This window comes from Actinoplanes sp. NPDC049598, assembly GCF_040675435.1.
In the GTDB taxonomy this organism is placed as follows: domain Bacteria; phylum Actinomycetota; class Actinomycetes; order Mycobacteriales; family Micromonosporaceae; genus Actinoplanes.
This window is the reverse complement of the sequence record NZ_JBFAOX010000019.1, coordinates 67068-80682: the sequence shown is the minus strand read 5'-3', so window position 1 is coordinate 80682 and position 13615 is coordinate 67068. Positions and strand designations below refer to the sequence as shown.

Below are 13615 nucleotides of genomic sequence, written 5' to 3'. Positions count from 1 at the left end.
AACGCTCACGCAGGAGGAAAGATGGCAGTCAACGAAGCGCCGACCAAGGAAACGCCGCCCCGCCGGCTGGCCAGCCGGTGGGTACCGTGGCTGGTGATCGGCTTGTGGGTGGCGCTGGCGGCGGTCATGGTGCCGCTGAGCGGGAAGCTGGGCTCGGTGACCAAAGACAGCGCCGTGGACGCCCTGCCCGCCAGTGCCGACTCCACCAAGGTGGCGGCGCTGGAGGACAAGCTTCCCGGTGGTGAGGAGAACACGTTCGTCTTCGTGTACCACCGTGCCGGCGGTGTCACCGCCGACGACCGTGCGGCGGTCGAGCGTCATCACAACACCTTGGCCACGCGGTACCCGCCGAAGGTGACGCCGCCGGCCGGCGAGAACGACGAGGGCCCGCCGGCGCAGATCTCCAACGACGGCCAGGCGATGATGTTCACCCTCAACGTCAGCACGAGCTACGGCGAACCGGCGGCCCTCATCGGCCCGATGCGTGACACCGCGAAGGACCGCCCCGCCGGCCTGGACCTCGACGTGACCGGCCCGGCCGGAATCGACGCCGATATGGACGCTGTCTTCGACGGCATCGACGTGCAGGTCTTCCTGACCACCGTCATCGTCGTCACCATCCTGCTCATCCTCACCTACCGCAGCCCGGTGTTGTGGTTCGTTCCGCTGGTGGCGGTGGGTGTGGCCGCGCTGACCTCGATGGCGACCGTCTACCTGCTCGTCAAGGGCCTCGGCCTCGTGATCAACAGCCAGAACTCGGCGCTGTTGACGATTCTGGTGTTCGGCGTCGGCACGGACTACGCGCTGTTGCTCATCGCCCGATATCGGGAGGCACTGCACCAGCACGAAAACGTCCGAGTCGCGATGTTCCACGCCCTACGCGGCGCGGCGCCGGCCATCGTCGCATCTGCGGCCACTGTCATCGCCGGCCTGCTCTGCCTGCTCGCCGCGGACCTGAACGAAACCCGCGGGCTGGGCCCGATCGGTGCGGCCGGCATCCTGTGCGCCCTGGTGGCCATGCTGACCCTGTTCCCGGCGATGCTCGTGGTGCTCGGCCGGCGGATCTTCTGGCCGGCCATCCCACGCTTCGGCACGGCCGCGCAGCAGAAGCCAGGGCTGTGGGTACGCCTCGGCGCCGCCATCAGCCGCCGCCGGTGGGTGGCGACGCTCGCTTCGCTGGGAGTCCTCGGCGTGCTCACCGTCGGGCTGACGGGCAACACCAGCATCCTGCGGGAGCAGGACCAGTTCCTGTCCACGCCGGAATCGGTCACCGGCTTCACCGTTCTGCGCGAGCACTTCCCGGAGCTCGGGGGCCAGCCGATGACGGTCTTCACGCGGGCGGCGCACCAGAAGCAGGTTCTTGACGTCGTCAAGCACACCCCCGGCGTGGCACAGGTCGAAACGGGTGAGACCAAGGGGGGCTGGGTCGACATCTCCGTGTTCCCGAAGGACGCGCCGGACACCACAGCGGAGTACGACACGATCAGGCGCGTACGCACCGCCGTGCACGCGGTGAACGGGGCGGACGCGATCGTCGGCGGGCCGAGCGCGGAGCACCTCGACACTGACGTGACCACCAGGCGCGACCAGAAGGTGGTGATCCCGCTGGTGCTCGCCGTCGTCCTGATCATCCTCGGGCTGCTGCTGCGCGCCATCGCGGCCCCGCTGGTCCTGATGGCCACCGTGATCGTCTCGTTCGCCGCGGCCTTCGGCGGCAGCGTGTTCGTCTTCGACACGATCCTCGGGTTCAAGGGCATCGACTACTCGGTGCCGCTGCTGGCTTTCATGTTCCTGGTGGCGCTCGGCGTCGACTACAACATCTTCCTGACCCACCGGGCCCGGCAGGAGACCGTACGCCTCGGCACCAGAGACGGCATTCTCAAAGCCCTCTCCGCCACCGGCGGCGTCATCACCTCGGCCGGCCTGGTCCTGGCGGCCACGTTCGCGGTCCTCGTCTCACTTCCGCTGGTGATGCTGGTCGAGCTCGGGTTCCTGGTCGCCTTCGGTGTGCTGCTCGACGCCCTGCTGGTGCGGTCGGTGCTGGTGCCCGCCCTCACCCTGCTGACCGGCCGCCGGATCTGGTGGCCCGGCCGGCTGTCCCGGCCGGCGGCGGAGACGCCGCCGACAGGGCGGCACTCGCTCGCCGACGACCAGGAGCCCGTACTGCAACGGTGAACGCGCCGGCACGGACGAGACCCGGGACGGGCAGCCGGCCCGTCCCGGGTCGACTCCGTAAGGCACTCACGGCCGGCCGGGCGGAGGCTGGGACCGGGTCTTCCCTCTGGTCAGCTGTTGGTAGCTCTCATGCTGATGGGCCAGCATCCGCAACGCCGCGAACAGCGCCTCGCCCAGCACGGTGCCCAGCACCACCAGCTCCAGGCGGTCGGTCGCGGCCGGGCGGTTCAGTGTGGCCTCGATGTCCAGCGCGGCCAGGGTTGCCGCCGCGTCGGCGTAGCGGTCGAGGTTGTCGAGCAGTTCGGTGACGTGGAGTGAGGTCAGCGCGGCCAGCGCATCGGCCACCTGGTCCACGGCCGGCGATTCCGGGTGGATCGCCCAGCCGCGGTCGTTGATCAGCTGCAGTACGCGGTCTCGGGTCTCGGCCCACTCCTGGGTCGAGCGGTCGGGGTGGTGCCGCGGCGAGATCGCGATCTGGGCCTGGCCGAGCTGGGACATCGGGTCGTCGGCGTCGCGGCTCAGGGCGTCGATCACCTCACGGGCGCCGGCCACCGAGACGCCGCCGACGTCGATCAGGGCGCGGATCAGCTTGAGGCGGCGCAGGTGCTCGTCACCGTAGTCGGCCTGGTTGGCGGCGGTCGCGGCGCCCGGGGCCAGGAGGCGTTCCCGCAGGTAGTACTTGATGGTCGGGATGGGGACACCGCTCTGCCGGCTCAATTCGCCGATACGCACTTGCGATCACCGCCCTTCGGAGCAGATAGTTTAGCTATCCTTAGCGGATAGCAGAACTATCCACTCCGGGAGGGCTCATGAGCAAGGTCGTACCGGGCTACGCCACCGCCGAGATGGAGGGCGACTTCGTGGTCTTCCTCATCGGGATGCGGATCAACAAGTGGTGGAAGCTGCACAAGTGGGTGCCGGTCTCGATGGCCATGGCGCCGATGCTCCGCGAGCTGATCCGGCGCAAGGAGCTCGGCCTGCTGCACTTCACCGCCTGGGTGGGGCCCCGCGGCCCGCTCCTGGTGCAGTACTGGCGCAGCGTCGAGCAGCTCGAGGAGTTCGCCAAGGACGCGCGGCTGCCGCATCGGCCGGCCTGGAAGCGATGGAACAAGGCCGTCGGCGACAGCGGCGACGTCGGGATCTGGCACGAGACGTACGTCGTCCGTGACGGCACGTTCGAGGTGTTCTACGGGAACATGCCGGCGTTCGGGCTGGGCGCCGCGGGCCGCCCGGTGCCGCTGAACCGGGGCACCCGGACCGCGGTCGACCGCCGGGCGGCCAACGCGGCCGGTAGCGGATCAAGCTGATGCCGGTCAGGACCGTGCGGCCCGCAGGATCAGGCTGGTGACCGCGTCCGGGTGAGCCAGCATCGCCGCGTGCGAACTGTGGATCATCACAGTGCGTCCCTTGGCGGCCCGGGCGGCCATGGCCTTTCCGGCGGCGGGCGGAATGGCCAGGTCGTCCAGGGCGACCAGGAAGTACGCCGGGATGGTCTTCCAAGCCGGTACGCCCGTCCGGCCCGCGAAGGCCGCAGTGGACAGCCCTCGCTGCTGGGTGGCCATCAGTTTGGTCTTGCTGAGCGGGGCGTCCGCGGCGAACAACCGGGGGAACCACGCCGGGTCGATGGTGGTGTCGACCTGCCCGGCGTCGTTCGGGTAGGGACGTTGCACGAGGTGCGAGACGAGCAGCGAGTTGTCGCCGCCGGCCAGCGCTCCGGCCTCGGCGATCGTCTCACCCCGCTCGGTGGCGTAGGCGGAGATGTAGACCAGCGACTTGACGTTCTTGTTGCCGGTGGCCGCGTTGGTGATCACCGCACCGCCGTACGAGTGGCCGACCAGCACGATCGGCCCGCTGATCGTCGACAGGAAGTCCTTCAGGTAGGCGCTGTCCTCGGCGACCCCGCGCAGCGGATTGGCCGGCGCGATCACGCTGTAGCCCTTGTCGAGCAGCCGGGCGGTCACGCCGTCCCAGCCGGAGGCATCCGCCCACGCGCCGTGCACCAGCACCACTGTCGGTTTCGCGTGTGCCTTCACCGGCGGCGACGCGGCGCTCGCCGGCGCCGGCGCGAACAATGACACGGCCAGCACAACGGCCGGCGCCAACCGGCCGAGTTTCTTGAGGATCGACATCGGAACAGCCCCCTGGTCACTTGTGAATGCGGGCCTTCCCGCACCCGGTGACCTCACTCTGCCCGCGCCGCAAGCTGCTGCCATCGGTGCAATTACGGTATGGCCGCCGGTGGCGCGCACCGGCGGCCGCACCGTTCAGCAGAGGGCGGACGCGTTGTCGTTCAGGTTGACGTACTCGAACTTGCCGTTGCGGTAGTTGAGCACCTTGACGTTGCGCAGGCTGGAGAACGAGCTGTGGCCGGAGACGCCTAGTTCGTATCCCGTGTAGCGGTAGGGGTCGGGAAACTCGGACATGAAGACGGCCGAACCGGTGTTGTTGATGACCGATGAGGCTCGGTCGACCACCCGGGTTCCGTTGTCGAAGTAGTTGTCGCCGAGGTCCCTGTCGCATCCGCCGGAGATACGGAAGATTCCGCCGGTGAAGTTCTCGTTCTCGAACAGGCAGATCTGTCCCGACTGGCATTGGCTCCGGCTGGCCTGGGCGCTCGCCGGCGCCACCAGCGTCAGCCCCACCACGGACTGAAGAGGGCGCTGTAGCGTCAACCCGGGCGGCGATTCGGCGGAAAGGCGGGAGCGATGTCCTCCATCAACGAGGTCCCATTCTCGTATCGCGGTTCCTGGCTCGACATCTCGCCGGTCATCGCCGAGAACACGTACGCCGACGACCTGCACCTCGTCTCCCACCAGACCGGCCTGCACGCCGTGCTCCGGATCGTGCCGTGGCGGGCCGGGGAACGCGCCGAGACCCGGATCGTCGCCACGCCGTCCCGGCTGACCTGGCAGCACGACGCCGGGCGGATCGAGCTCGCCTTCCAGAGCGCGGACACCGTCCGGGTGCGGGGCGACGGCCTCGGGCTGCGCCTCGCCGTCACCGCCGGCACGCTGACCCCGTTCAGCGGCGGCTACCTCTTCCGCGATCCGGTCTCGGGCGCGCACGTGCTCACCTCGTACGAGACCGGGCGCCGCTACCGGATCACCCAGCTGGCCGGGCCTCCTGTCGAGGCGGCCGGCGTCGAGCTCCTCGGCGCCGGCGACCGCCATCTCACCTTTCCCGGCGACGAGCCCTGGGAGATCGCGATCGAGGAGTTCGCGACCGGGCGGGCGCCGTTGGCCGCTCCCCCGCCGTTCGACGAGACGGCCGATGCGGCGGCTCGTCAGTTCGCTGCCTTCCTCGACGCCGTGGCGCCGTGGCGCAGCGCCGGCACCCCGGCGGCCGAGCCGGCGGCGTACGTGCTCTGGTCGGCCACGGTCGACCCGGCGGGTTTCCTGACCCGCCCGGGTGTGCTGATGTCCAAGCACTGGATGGACAAGATCTGGAGCTGGGATCACTGCTTCAACGCGCTCGCCCTGGCCGACGGTGATCCGGCCCTGGCCTGGCACCAGTACGCACTGCCCTTCGACCATCAGGACGAGGGCGGGGCGCTGCCGGATTCGGTCACCCATTCCGAGGTGCTCTACAACTTCGTCAAACCGCCGATCCACGGCTGGGCTCTCCGCCGGCTGCGCGAACGGCTGCGGCTGGGGCAGGGGCAGCTCGAGGAGGCGTACGGCCGGCTCGTCGCCTGGACCCGGTATTGGCTCGAGCAGCGCCGGGCGCCGGGCCGGGCCCTCCCGCATTATCAGCACGGCAACGACAGTGGCTGGGACAACGCCACCACCTTCGACAGCGACCGCGTCGTCGAGACCGCCGACCTGGCCGCCTTCCTGGTGCTCCAGCTGCGGGAGCTGGCCGTTCTCGCCGATGACCTCGGACGCGCCGACGACGCCCGGCACTGGCGGGAGACCGCCGGTACGCTCCGTGACGCCCTGGTGAGCGAACTGTGGCAGGACTCGCGGTTCGTGGCCCGGGCCGCGATCTCCGGGCGGGTGCACGCGAGCGCCAGCCTGCTCGACCTCATGCCGATCGTCCTCGGTGAGGATCTGCCCGACGAGGTCGCCGCCGCACTGGCCGCCGGCATCGAGCGCCACCTGACCGGGCACGGGCTCGCCACCGAGTCGCCGGACTCACCGCTCTACACCGCCGACGGTTATTGGCGGGGACCGATCTGGGCGCCGTCGACCGTACTCATCGAGGACGGTTTGCGCCGCGCCGGTTTCACCGAGCTCGCCGACACCGTCCGGCGACGTTTCCTGTCCCTCTGCGAGAAGTCGGGTTTCGCGGAGAACTTCGACGCGCAGACCGGGGCGGGGCTGCGCGATCGCGCGTACACCTGGACCGCCGCCGCCTACCTCATGCTGGCCGGCACGTAAGCCCAGGTTGAGCGCTCAGGACCTACCCGACGGCCCCGGCCGCGCAGTCAGGAGACCGTGCAGAGAAGCAGCGAGCGTGTGGGCGTCGACCGGCTTCTGGAGGTAAGGCGCAGCGGGGTCGACCAGGCCGGTGGCCAGCGCGATGTTGCGCGGCACGCCGGTGGCGAAAAGCACCTTGACGTGCGGATAGGCCGCTGTGACCCGGCGAGCCAGGTCGCCGTTGAGGTCACCCGGCAACGACAGATCCGCCACCAGCGCGTCGATCCGGCCGTCGCGTTGCTGACAGATCGTCATCGCTTCGTCCGGGCCCGCGGCGGTCACGACGTCGAAGCCGCGCGACTGCAGCATCAAGGTCATGGTCTCGCGGATGTCCGGCTCATCGTCGACGACCAGCACAACCGGCTTGGACGACCATGGCGGTGTTGACACACGACGCTCCCTTCGCCGCCACTCACGGTAGCGGCACACCCGCACCCGAAGTCCGGTTTCAGCCACTTCGACCGGCCGGCGCGCGTCCGGGTGGGCGCCGCGGGCGTTGTGCAGGGGAAGAGCGGCCGGTCAGCCGACCGGTCCGCGCGAGAACCGGAAGAGGAATTCCCCCCATGAACGAGAGCACAAGCACGCTGGCCAAGCGGGTCAGGACGAGGCGGTTCGCCATCACCGCCACCGTTGTCGCCGTCGTCGCCGGTGGTGGTGTCGCCGCGGTCGGCGTCGCCAACGCGGACACCACGCCGACGCCCTCGAACCCGTACATCGTCGCCCCTCCCGGCAATTGGCTGGGCAGCGGTGAGTCCGCGACGATCCAGGTCGCCGGCCGGAGCTTCTCGGGTACCGCGGTGCCGTCGAACGCCACCGCCGCGGTCGTCAAGATCACCAGCGTCAACCCGTCGTCGTCGGGCAGCCTGACGGTCTCCAGCAGCAACCGGCCGAGCGGGCCCGCCACCGTCAGCTTCCGGCGGGGCCAGAACGCCTCCGGCACCGCCAACGTCGCGCTGGACAGCCGGGGCCGGCTCACCGTCCGCAGCACGGCCCGGACGCGGTTCACCCTGCAGCTGCAGTCGTTCACCACGCCCACGACCACCCCGCCGGCGCCGACGTGCACCGCGACGATCTCGACGATCGAGCCCAGCACCAAGACGCTGACCAACGTCGGCGGCAGCATCCGCGCCGGGGCCACCGACTTCGGCAGCGTGAACCTGCCGGCGGGCACCTACGACGCCCGCGTCATCGGCGGATTCACCGGATTCAACAACAACGACACCTGGCTGCCCTCCGGCGTCTTCCTGACCGGCACGATGACCGTCGTCAAGGGCGCGACGATCAACTCCGACTTCACCAACAACGTCACCGCGGGCGGCGTGATGATCCCGAAGTCGGACAGCAACACCCTGACCCAGGACCCGACGCTGGCGATCTCCACCTTCCTCGTCCTGGACGCGCCCACCGAGGTGCACGTCAAGCTGTTCGCCTACGCGTCCAACAGCGGCACGGCCGGATCGGGCCAGGTCAAGGCGAACGTGCAGAGCGCCCAGTTCCGCAAGGTCTGCTGACCGGACCGTCTGATGTCCCGGCATTCCCGTCGGTCAGCCGACGGGAATGCCGACGCCGTCGCGTTCGAGGTCTTCCCGTAAACGGCCGAGCGTCCGGCCGACCGCCTCCAGCTGCTCCGGATCGATGCTCCGGCCCATGCGCAGGACCAGGTACCGCTGAAACGTGATCTCAGCGGCCTCGGTGAGTTCGGCGCCGGCCGGGGTCAGTTCGAGCAGCAGGGAACGGCCGTCGGCCGGATTCGGTACGCGCCGCACCCATCCCCGGTCCTCGAGCCGGCCCGCGCTCTTACTGGTCGCGCCGATGCCGATCGCGTAAAACTCCGCGAGGTCCGCTACCCGTGACCGAGGATGGTCTCGCAGGTATCTCAGGAACTCGAACTGCGACGCTACGAGGCCGTGCTCCCGGCGCAGCACGTCGTTCAGACCGTTGTAGAGCCGCGTCTCGCTGCGGACGAGGTGGCTGAACACTGCGGCGAGTGTGATCGACTCCGCAGGCAAAGAAGATGCCGCGGCAGGTAAATTGGCTTCCACGGCATGTAATTTACGCTGCGGAAGGGCGTCGACCATGAGTAGGCAACAGCGAGCGGACTTGGACGCGATGCTGCGCAAGGGCCCCAAGGACACCGAACCTCAGCCGGTCGAGAAGATGCGGGAAGACTTCGTCCGGCTCATGGCGATGTTCCCCGTCCCACCGGCGCGTACGTCTGAGCTGACGCTGGCCGGTCGCCGGGCGGTGCTGGTCGAGCCGGAGGACGGCGTGACCCGGCCCGGCACGATCTTGTACTTCCACGGCGGCTCGTTCGCGCTCGGCTCGCCGGAGACCGCGATGGGCCTCACCGCGAGCCTGGTCAACCGCACGGGCATGCGGTCGATCTCCATCGACTACCGCCTCGCCCCCGAGCACCCGTTCCCGGCCGGCATCGAGGACTGCCTCGCCGCTTACCGCGCCCTGCTCGACGACGGCGCCGCCTCCGACTCGATCGCGTTCGCCGGCGACTCGGCCGGCGGCGGCCTCACGATCACCACCACGCTCGCGGCCCGCAACGCCGGCCTGCCGCTGCCGGGAGCGCTTGTCGCGTTCTCCCCCGGCCTCGACCACACCCGGTCCGGCGCGTCGATGGACACCAAGCAGGGCACCGACCCGTACTTCACCAAAGAAGGCATGGCTCACACGGGCGCGATGTATCTCGGCGGGCAGGATCCACATCAGGAGCTGGCGGCGCCCGCGGTGCTCGCCGACCTGACCGGCTTCCCCCCGATTCTGCTCCAGGTCGGCACGAACGAGCTGCTGCTGGACGACTCGGTCCGGCTGGCCGAGCGGGCCCGCGAGGCCGAGGTCGACGTGACCCTCGACGTCACCGCCGGCGTGCCCCACGTCTTCCAGTCCTTCATCGGCCGGCTCGACGAGGCCGACTTCGCCCTGGACCGGGCCGCCCTGTTCATCGCGCAGCATCTGCGGGCCACATAGCGGGACGCCGTCACGAGTGGCAGCGCGAGGAGCCTCAGGCCGGGATCAGCGGCGGGCCAGGTCGTCGAGGATCTCGACGGAGGCGGCCCAGCCGGCCTGGTCGGCGGCGTGGGAGGTGGCGATCGAGCGTACGTCGAACTTGTTGTCGGGTGTCAGACGGTCGGCCTCGGCGATGAAACGATTCTGCAGGGGCAACGGGATCATCCGGTCGCGGGTGTGCCGGATGTACGTACGCGGGATCGTGCCCCACGTGTCCTTGTGGCCGCGGGCGTCGGCGATCGGGATCTGCGCCGACTCGTCGGGGTGGGAGGCGTTGAGGATCGTCATGAACTCGGCGTCGGTGGCGTCGGCGCACAGGGCCCGTTTCATCTTCGCCAGGACGGCCTTGTCGTTGGTGCGGAAGTTGGTGCGGGTCGCGCCGATCACCGCCGGGTCGGCCAGGGAGGCGCCGCCCAGCTCGAGGATCAGGGTGCCGGCGGCCTCGGGGGTCTGCAGGTAATGACCCATGGTCGGCAGGTCGACACAGCAGAAGGCGGAGCTGTAGACCAACCGGCTGATCAGCGTGGGCACCTCGTTGGCGACCCGGCTGACCGTGGCGCCGCCCATGCTGCCGCCCCACAGGATGACCGGGCCGAACCGGGCCGCCCGGCGGACCACCGCCACCGTGGCCGCCACGTAGTCGTCGAGGGTGATGCCGGCCATCGGTGAGGGCTCGGTGGCCAGGGCGGTCAGGTTCTGCGGGGCCTGGTAGGAGCGGCGGAACTGGCCGGCGGCGGCCCCGTGCCCGGGCAGCTCGACACCGACCGTACGGTGGCCGCGCAGGGTGAGCTCGGCGTCGCCGCTGGCCGAGCCGTTGGCCCCGGTCACCATCACGAAAGTGGTGATCCCGCGAGGGGGCGTGCGGCCCGGGCCGGCGGCCGCCGGCGCCGCGGTCAGCGCGGCCGCACCGGCGGCGGCACCCAGGAATCCGCGCCTCGTCACGTTCCTCATGGTCTTCTCCGTTCGTTGTCGTCGGCTCCATTCAGCCCGGGCGCGGGCGGTCGGCGGCAGAGGAGAAGGTAGGGGGCGAACCCCTACTTTGGTAGGGTCCCCCGCCCGGCCGGGCCCGGTAGCGTCGGGCCCATGAAGCGGCGTGACGTGCTGATCGACGGCGTGCTGCTGTCCGCGCTGGTCGCGGCGGCGGCGCTCGGCGGCGTGCTCACCGTGCGGGTCGCCGGGGCGGCTGATTCCCTGGCGTGGGCCTGGGTGGTGACCGCGATCCAGGTGCTCACCTCGGGCGTGGTCCTCCTGCGGCGGCGCCGGCCGACGACGACCGCGGTGGTGATCGTGGGGTCCGCGATCGTGCAGACGTCGGTGGCGCTCGCCGCTCCGACCGCCGTGGCCGAGGCGCTGCTCTCGGTCAGCGCGTGGATTCCGATCGCCCTGTCCGTCGTGGTCGAGAACACGACCGAGCGCAACGTGTCAGCACGGTGGACGGCCGTGATCTGGGGTCTCATCGGGCTGCTGACTCTGCTCAGCGTGCGACCATGGGATCCGACCGTCAGCCTTGTGGTCAACGGCCTGTTGCACAGCGCCGTCGCCCCGTTGGTCGCGCTCTATCTGGCTGCCCGGCGGCGCAAGCTGCAGCTCCTGAACGAACGGGCCGAACGGGCCGAGCGCGAGCAGTGGTGGCGGGCCGAGCAGGCGCGGGCCGGGGAACGCGCCCGCCTGGCCGGCGAGCTGCACGATCTCGTCGCGCATCGGGTCACGCTGATGACCTTGCAGGCGGGCGCGTTGTCGGTGACCGCGGCCGACGACGACATCCGGGTGGCGGCCGAGGAGCTGCGGGCCAACGGCGCGCTGGCGCTCGACGAGCTGCGCGAGTTGGTCGGCGTGCTCCGGCGCGGGGGCCGGTCCGCGGAGACACCGCTCGACGAGACGCCGCTGCCGCCGCTGGCCGAGCTGGTCAACGAGGCCCGGCAGGCCGGCCAGCGGGTGGGGCTGGCCGTGACCGGCGAGCCGGCGGGTTTGTCGCGGGTGACCGGGCGGACCGCCTACCGGGTGGTGCGGGAGGCGCTGACCAATGCCCGCAAGCATGCGGCCGGAGCGCCGGTGCGGGTCGCCGCGGAGTTCGACCCGGAGCGGGTGCGCATAGTCGTCCACAACGGCGCCGGGCGTTCGTCGAACTCCGCCCGTGGCAACGGGGCCGGGCTGGCCGGGCTGAGGGAGCGGGTGGAGTCGATCGGCGGCACGCTCGACGCCGGCCCGGACGGCACCGGCGGCTTCCGCCTCGAGACAGTGCTGCCCGCCTCCGCGGCGGCCGACAGGAAGCAGCCGGCTGAGCGGGGGCCGACGGCTGAGCGGGAGCTGGTGGCTGAGCGAGAGCCGACGGCTGAGCGGGAGCTGCTGTGAAGCCGATCCGGGTCCTGATCGTCGACGACGAGCCGATGGTGTGCCGGCTGCTCACGTCGATTCTCGCCGCCGCGCCCGATGTCGTCGTGGTGGGCACTGCTTCGGACGGGGCCGAGGCGGTTGAGGTCACGGTGCGGGAGCGGCCCGACCTGGTGCTCATGGATCTGCGGATGCCCGGCGTGGACGGGATCGCCGCCACCGAGCGGATCCGGGCGTTGTCGGAGCCGCCCGTCGTGCTGGTGCTGACGACGTTCGACGCCGATGGCTATGTGATCCGTGCGCTCCGGGCCGGCGCGGGTGGCTACCTGGTGAAGTCGACGCCGCCGGCCGAGTTGCTCGATCTGGTCCGGGTGGCGGCCCGGGGCCACACCGTGCTGTCGCCGGTGGCCAAGAGCGGGCTGGTGGCGGCGTCGGTGACGGCCCACGGGGAGCGGGAGGCGGCACTGGCCCGCGTCACCGGGCTGACCGACCGGGAGCGCGACGTCCTGACGGCCATCGGCGATGGCCTGTCCAACGCCGAGATCGCCCGCCGGCTGTTCCTGTCCGAGACGACGGTGAAGGGCTACGTGTCGCACCTGTTCGAGAAGCTCGGCTGTGACAACCGCACCCAGGCGGGCCTGCTGGCCCACGCGGCCGGCTTGACGACGCCCGCCACGGAGCCGGAATGACGTCCGGGGCCGCCAGAAATGCCTGGCGGCCCCGGAAGCGCGACTGCCTACGACTGGATGAACTCCAGGAGGTCAGCGTTGATGGTCGCGGCCTGCGTCGTCGGCATGCCGTGCGGGAAACCGGCATACGTCTTGAGGGTGCCGTTCTGGACCAGCTTGGCCGAAAGGGGGCCCGAGTCGGCGTACGGCACGACCTGGTCGTCGTCGCCGTGCATGACCAGCACCGGGACGGTGATCTTCTTGAGGTCCTCGGTGAAGTCGGTCTGCGAGAACGCGACCACGCCGTCGTAGTGGGCCTTGGCGCCGCCCATCATGCCCTGGCGCCACCAGTTCTGGATGATGGCCTCGATCGGCTCGACGCCGTCGCGGTTGAAGCCGTAGAACGCGGTGGCCGGCAGGTCGCGGTAGAAGACCGAGCGGTTGGTGGCCACCTGCTCCTGGATGCCGTCGAAGACGCTCTTCGGGAGGCCGCCGGGGTTGTTCTCGGTCTGGACCATGATCGGCGGTACGGCGCTGATCAGCACCGCCTTGGCGACGCGGGACTCGCCGTGGCGGCCGATGTAGTGGGCCACCTCGCCGCCGCCGGTGGAGTGGCCCACGTGGATGGCGTCGTGCAGGTCGAGGTGCGCGGTCAGCGCGGCCAGGTCGTCCGCGTAGTGGTCCATGTCGTGGCCGTCGGCGACCTGCGTCGAACGGCCGTGGCCGCGGCGGTCGTGGGCGATGACCCGGTAACCCTTGGCCAGGAAGAACATCAGCTGCGCGTCCCAGTCGTCGGACGACAGCGGCCAGCCGTGGCTGAAGACGATCGGCTGGCCCGTGCCCCAGTCCTTGTAGAAGATCTCCACACCGTCGTTCGTGGTGATGTAAGGCATGTGGCCTCCCGCAGTCGGTTTTTTGCTTGCTCCCCGTGAAGCTATTCCGATCCCGGCCGCCGGGCCACGAAACGCGTGATGAACGGGGCGTGCCGCTCGTCTCATGCCGCCC

14 protein-coding genes are annotated in these 13615 nt (G+C 70.3%); 7 read left to right on the top strand and 7 right to left on the bottom strand.

The window, feature by feature from the left end; all coding sequences use genetic code 11:
- Positions 1-21 precede the first annotated feature (21 nt).
- Complete coding sequence (locus tag AB0J66_RS34655; RefSeq protein WP_364669926.1) at positions 22-2175, top strand: MMPL family transporter; 2154 nt, start codon at positions 22-24, stop codon at positions 2173-2175.
- 66 nt (positions 2176-2241) lie between these two features.
- Here the strand turns inward: AB0J66_RS34655 and AB0J66_RS34650 are convergent, their stop codons facing one another.
- Positions 2242-2907: a MerR family transcriptional regulator gene (locus AB0J66_RS34650; RefSeq protein WP_364669923.1), complete on the bottom strand. Its 666-nt coding sequence runs from the start codon at positions 2905-2907 to the stop codon at positions 2242-2244.
- A gap of 77 nt (positions 2908-2984) precedes the next feature.
- Between AB0J66_RS34650 and AB0J66_RS34645 the strand changes: the two genes are divergently transcribed.
- Positions 2985-3482, top strand: coding sequence for a DUF4188 domain-containing protein (locus AB0J66_RS34645; protein WP_364669920.1), 498 nt, complete (start codon positions 2985-2987; stop codon positions 3480-3482).
- 6 nt (positions 3483-3488) lie between these two features.
- Here the strand turns inward: AB0J66_RS34645 and AB0J66_RS34640 are convergent, their stop codons facing one another.
- Both AB0J66_RS34640 and AB0J66_RS34635 read right to left on the bottom strand, forming a co-directional pair.
- The gene (locus AB0J66_RS34640) at positions 3489-4304 is read right to left on the bottom strand and encodes an alpha/beta hydrolase (protein ID WP_364669917.1); all 816 of its coding nucleotides are present in this window, start codon (positions 4302-4304) and stop codon (positions 3489-3491) included.
- Between the two features lie 135 nt (positions 4305-4439).
- Positions 4440-4820 carry a peptidase inhibitor family I36 protein gene (locus tag AB0J66_RS34635; RefSeq protein ID WP_364669914.1) on the bottom strand — a complete coding sequence of 127 codons (381 nt, stop codon included), beginning with the start codon at positions 4818-4820 and terminating at the stop codon, positions 4440-4442.
- 60 nt (positions 4821-4880) lie between these two features.
- Between AB0J66_RS34635 and AB0J66_RS34630 the strand changes: the two genes are divergently transcribed.
- A complete protein-coding gene (locus AB0J66_RS34630; RefSeq protein ID WP_364669912.1) occupies positions 4881-6554 on the top strand; it encodes a trehalase family glycosidase in 1674 nt (557 codons plus the stop codon).
- 15 nt (positions 6555-6569) lie between these two features.
- On the opposite strand, the gene AB0J66_RS34625 is transcribed toward AB0J66_RS34630, so the two are convergent.
- Entirely contained in the window at positions 6570-6983 is a 414-nt protein-coding gene (locus AB0J66_RS34625; RefSeq protein ID WP_364669909.1) for a response regulator, read from the bottom strand.
- Between the two features lie 173 nt (positions 6984-7156).
- On the opposite strand from AB0J66_RS34625, the gene AB0J66_RS34620 reads away from it, so the two are divergent.
- The gene (locus AB0J66_RS34620; protein ID WP_364669906.1) at positions 7157-8104 is read left to right on the top strand and encodes a hypothetical protein; all 948 of its coding nucleotides are present in this window, start codon (positions 7157-7159) and stop codon (positions 8102-8104) included.
- A 33-nt stretch (positions 8105-8137) separates the two neighbouring features.
- Here the strand turns inward: AB0J66_RS34620 and AB0J66_RS34615 are convergent, their stop codons facing one another.
- Entirely contained in the window at positions 8138-8671 is a 534-nt protein-coding gene (locus AB0J66_RS34615) for a MarR family transcriptional regulator (RefSeq protein WP_364669903.1), read from the bottom strand.
- Here AB0J66_RS34615 and AB0J66_RS34610 point away from each other — a divergent pair.
- A complete protein-coding gene (locus AB0J66_RS34610) occupies positions 8670-9572 on the top strand; it encodes an alpha/beta hydrolase (protein ID WP_364669901.1) in 903 nt (300 codons plus the stop codon). The genes AB0J66_RS34615 and AB0J66_RS34610 overlap by 2 nt on opposite strands.
- A gap of 45 nt (positions 9573-9617) precedes the next feature.
- On the opposite strand, the gene AB0J66_RS34605 is transcribed toward AB0J66_RS34610, so the two are convergent.
- The gene (locus AB0J66_RS34605; protein WP_364669899.1) at positions 9618-10553 is read right to left on the bottom strand and encodes an alpha/beta hydrolase; all 936 of its coding nucleotides are present in this window, start codon (positions 10551-10553) and stop codon (positions 9618-9620) included.
- Between the two features lie 141 nt (positions 10554-10694).
- On the opposite strand from AB0J66_RS34605, the gene AB0J66_RS34600 reads away from it, so the two are divergent.
- Together AB0J66_RS34600 and AB0J66_RS34595 are read left to right on the top strand one after the other, a co-directional pair.
- A complete protein-coding gene (locus AB0J66_RS34600) occupies positions 10695-11963 on the top strand; it encodes a histidine kinase (RefSeq protein WP_364669896.1) in 1269 nt (422 codons plus the stop codon).
- Entirely contained in the window at positions 11960-12631 is a 672-nt protein-coding gene (locus tag AB0J66_RS34595; protein ID WP_364669893.1) for a response regulator transcription factor, read from the top strand. Before AB0J66_RS34600 ends, AB0J66_RS34595 begins: the two co-directional genes overlap by 4 nt.
- 47 nt (positions 12632-12678) lie before the next feature.
- Here the strand turns inward: AB0J66_RS34595 and AB0J66_RS34590 are convergent, their stop codons facing one another.
- Positions 12679-13503: an alpha/beta hydrolase gene (locus AB0J66_RS34590; protein ID WP_364669891.1), complete on the bottom strand. Its 825-nt coding sequence runs from the start codon at positions 13501-13503 to the stop codon at positions 12679-12681.
- Between the last annotated feature and the right edge of the window lie 112 nt (positions 13504-13615).

Excerpts from the sequence above, each read along its gene's own strand:
- AB0J66_RS34655 (WP_364669926.1), top strand. The coding sequence starts at position 22 with ATGGCAGTCAACGAAGCGCCGACCAAGGAAACGCCGCCCCGCCGGCTG.
- AB0J66_RS34645 (WP_364669920.1), top strand. The coding sequence starts at position 2,985 with ATGAGCAAGGTCGTACCGGGCTACGCCACCGCCGAGATGGAGGGCGAC.
- AB0J66_RS34640 (WP_364669917.1), bottom strand. The coding sequence starts at position 4,304 with ATGTCGATCCTCAAGAAACTCGGCCGGTTGGCGCCGGCCGTTGTGCTG.
- AB0J66_RS34630 (WP_364669912.1), top strand. The coding sequence starts at position 4,881 with ATGTCCTCCATCAACGAGGTCCCATTCTCGTATCGCGGTTCCTGGCTC.
- AB0J66_RS34620 (WP_364669906.1), top strand. The coding sequence starts at position 7,157 with ATGAACGAGAGCACAAGCACGCTGGCCAAGCGGGTCAGGACGAGGCGG.
- AB0J66_RS34610 (WP_364669901.1), top strand. The coding sequence starts at position 8,670 with ATGAGTAGGCAACAGCGAGCGGACTTGGACGCGATGCTGCGCAAGGGC.
- AB0J66_RS34615 (WP_364669903.1), bottom strand. The coding sequence starts at position 8,671 with ATGGTCGACGCCCTTCCGCAGCGTAAATTACATGCCGTGGAAGCCAAT.
- AB0J66_RS34600 (WP_364669896.1), top strand. The coding sequence starts at position 10,695 with ATGAAGCGGCGTGACGTGCTGATCGACGGCGTGCTGCTGTCCGCGCTG.
- AB0J66_RS34590 (WP_364669891.1), bottom strand. The coding sequence starts at position 13,503 with ATGCCTTACATCACCACGAACGACGGTGTGGAGATCTTCTACAAGGAC.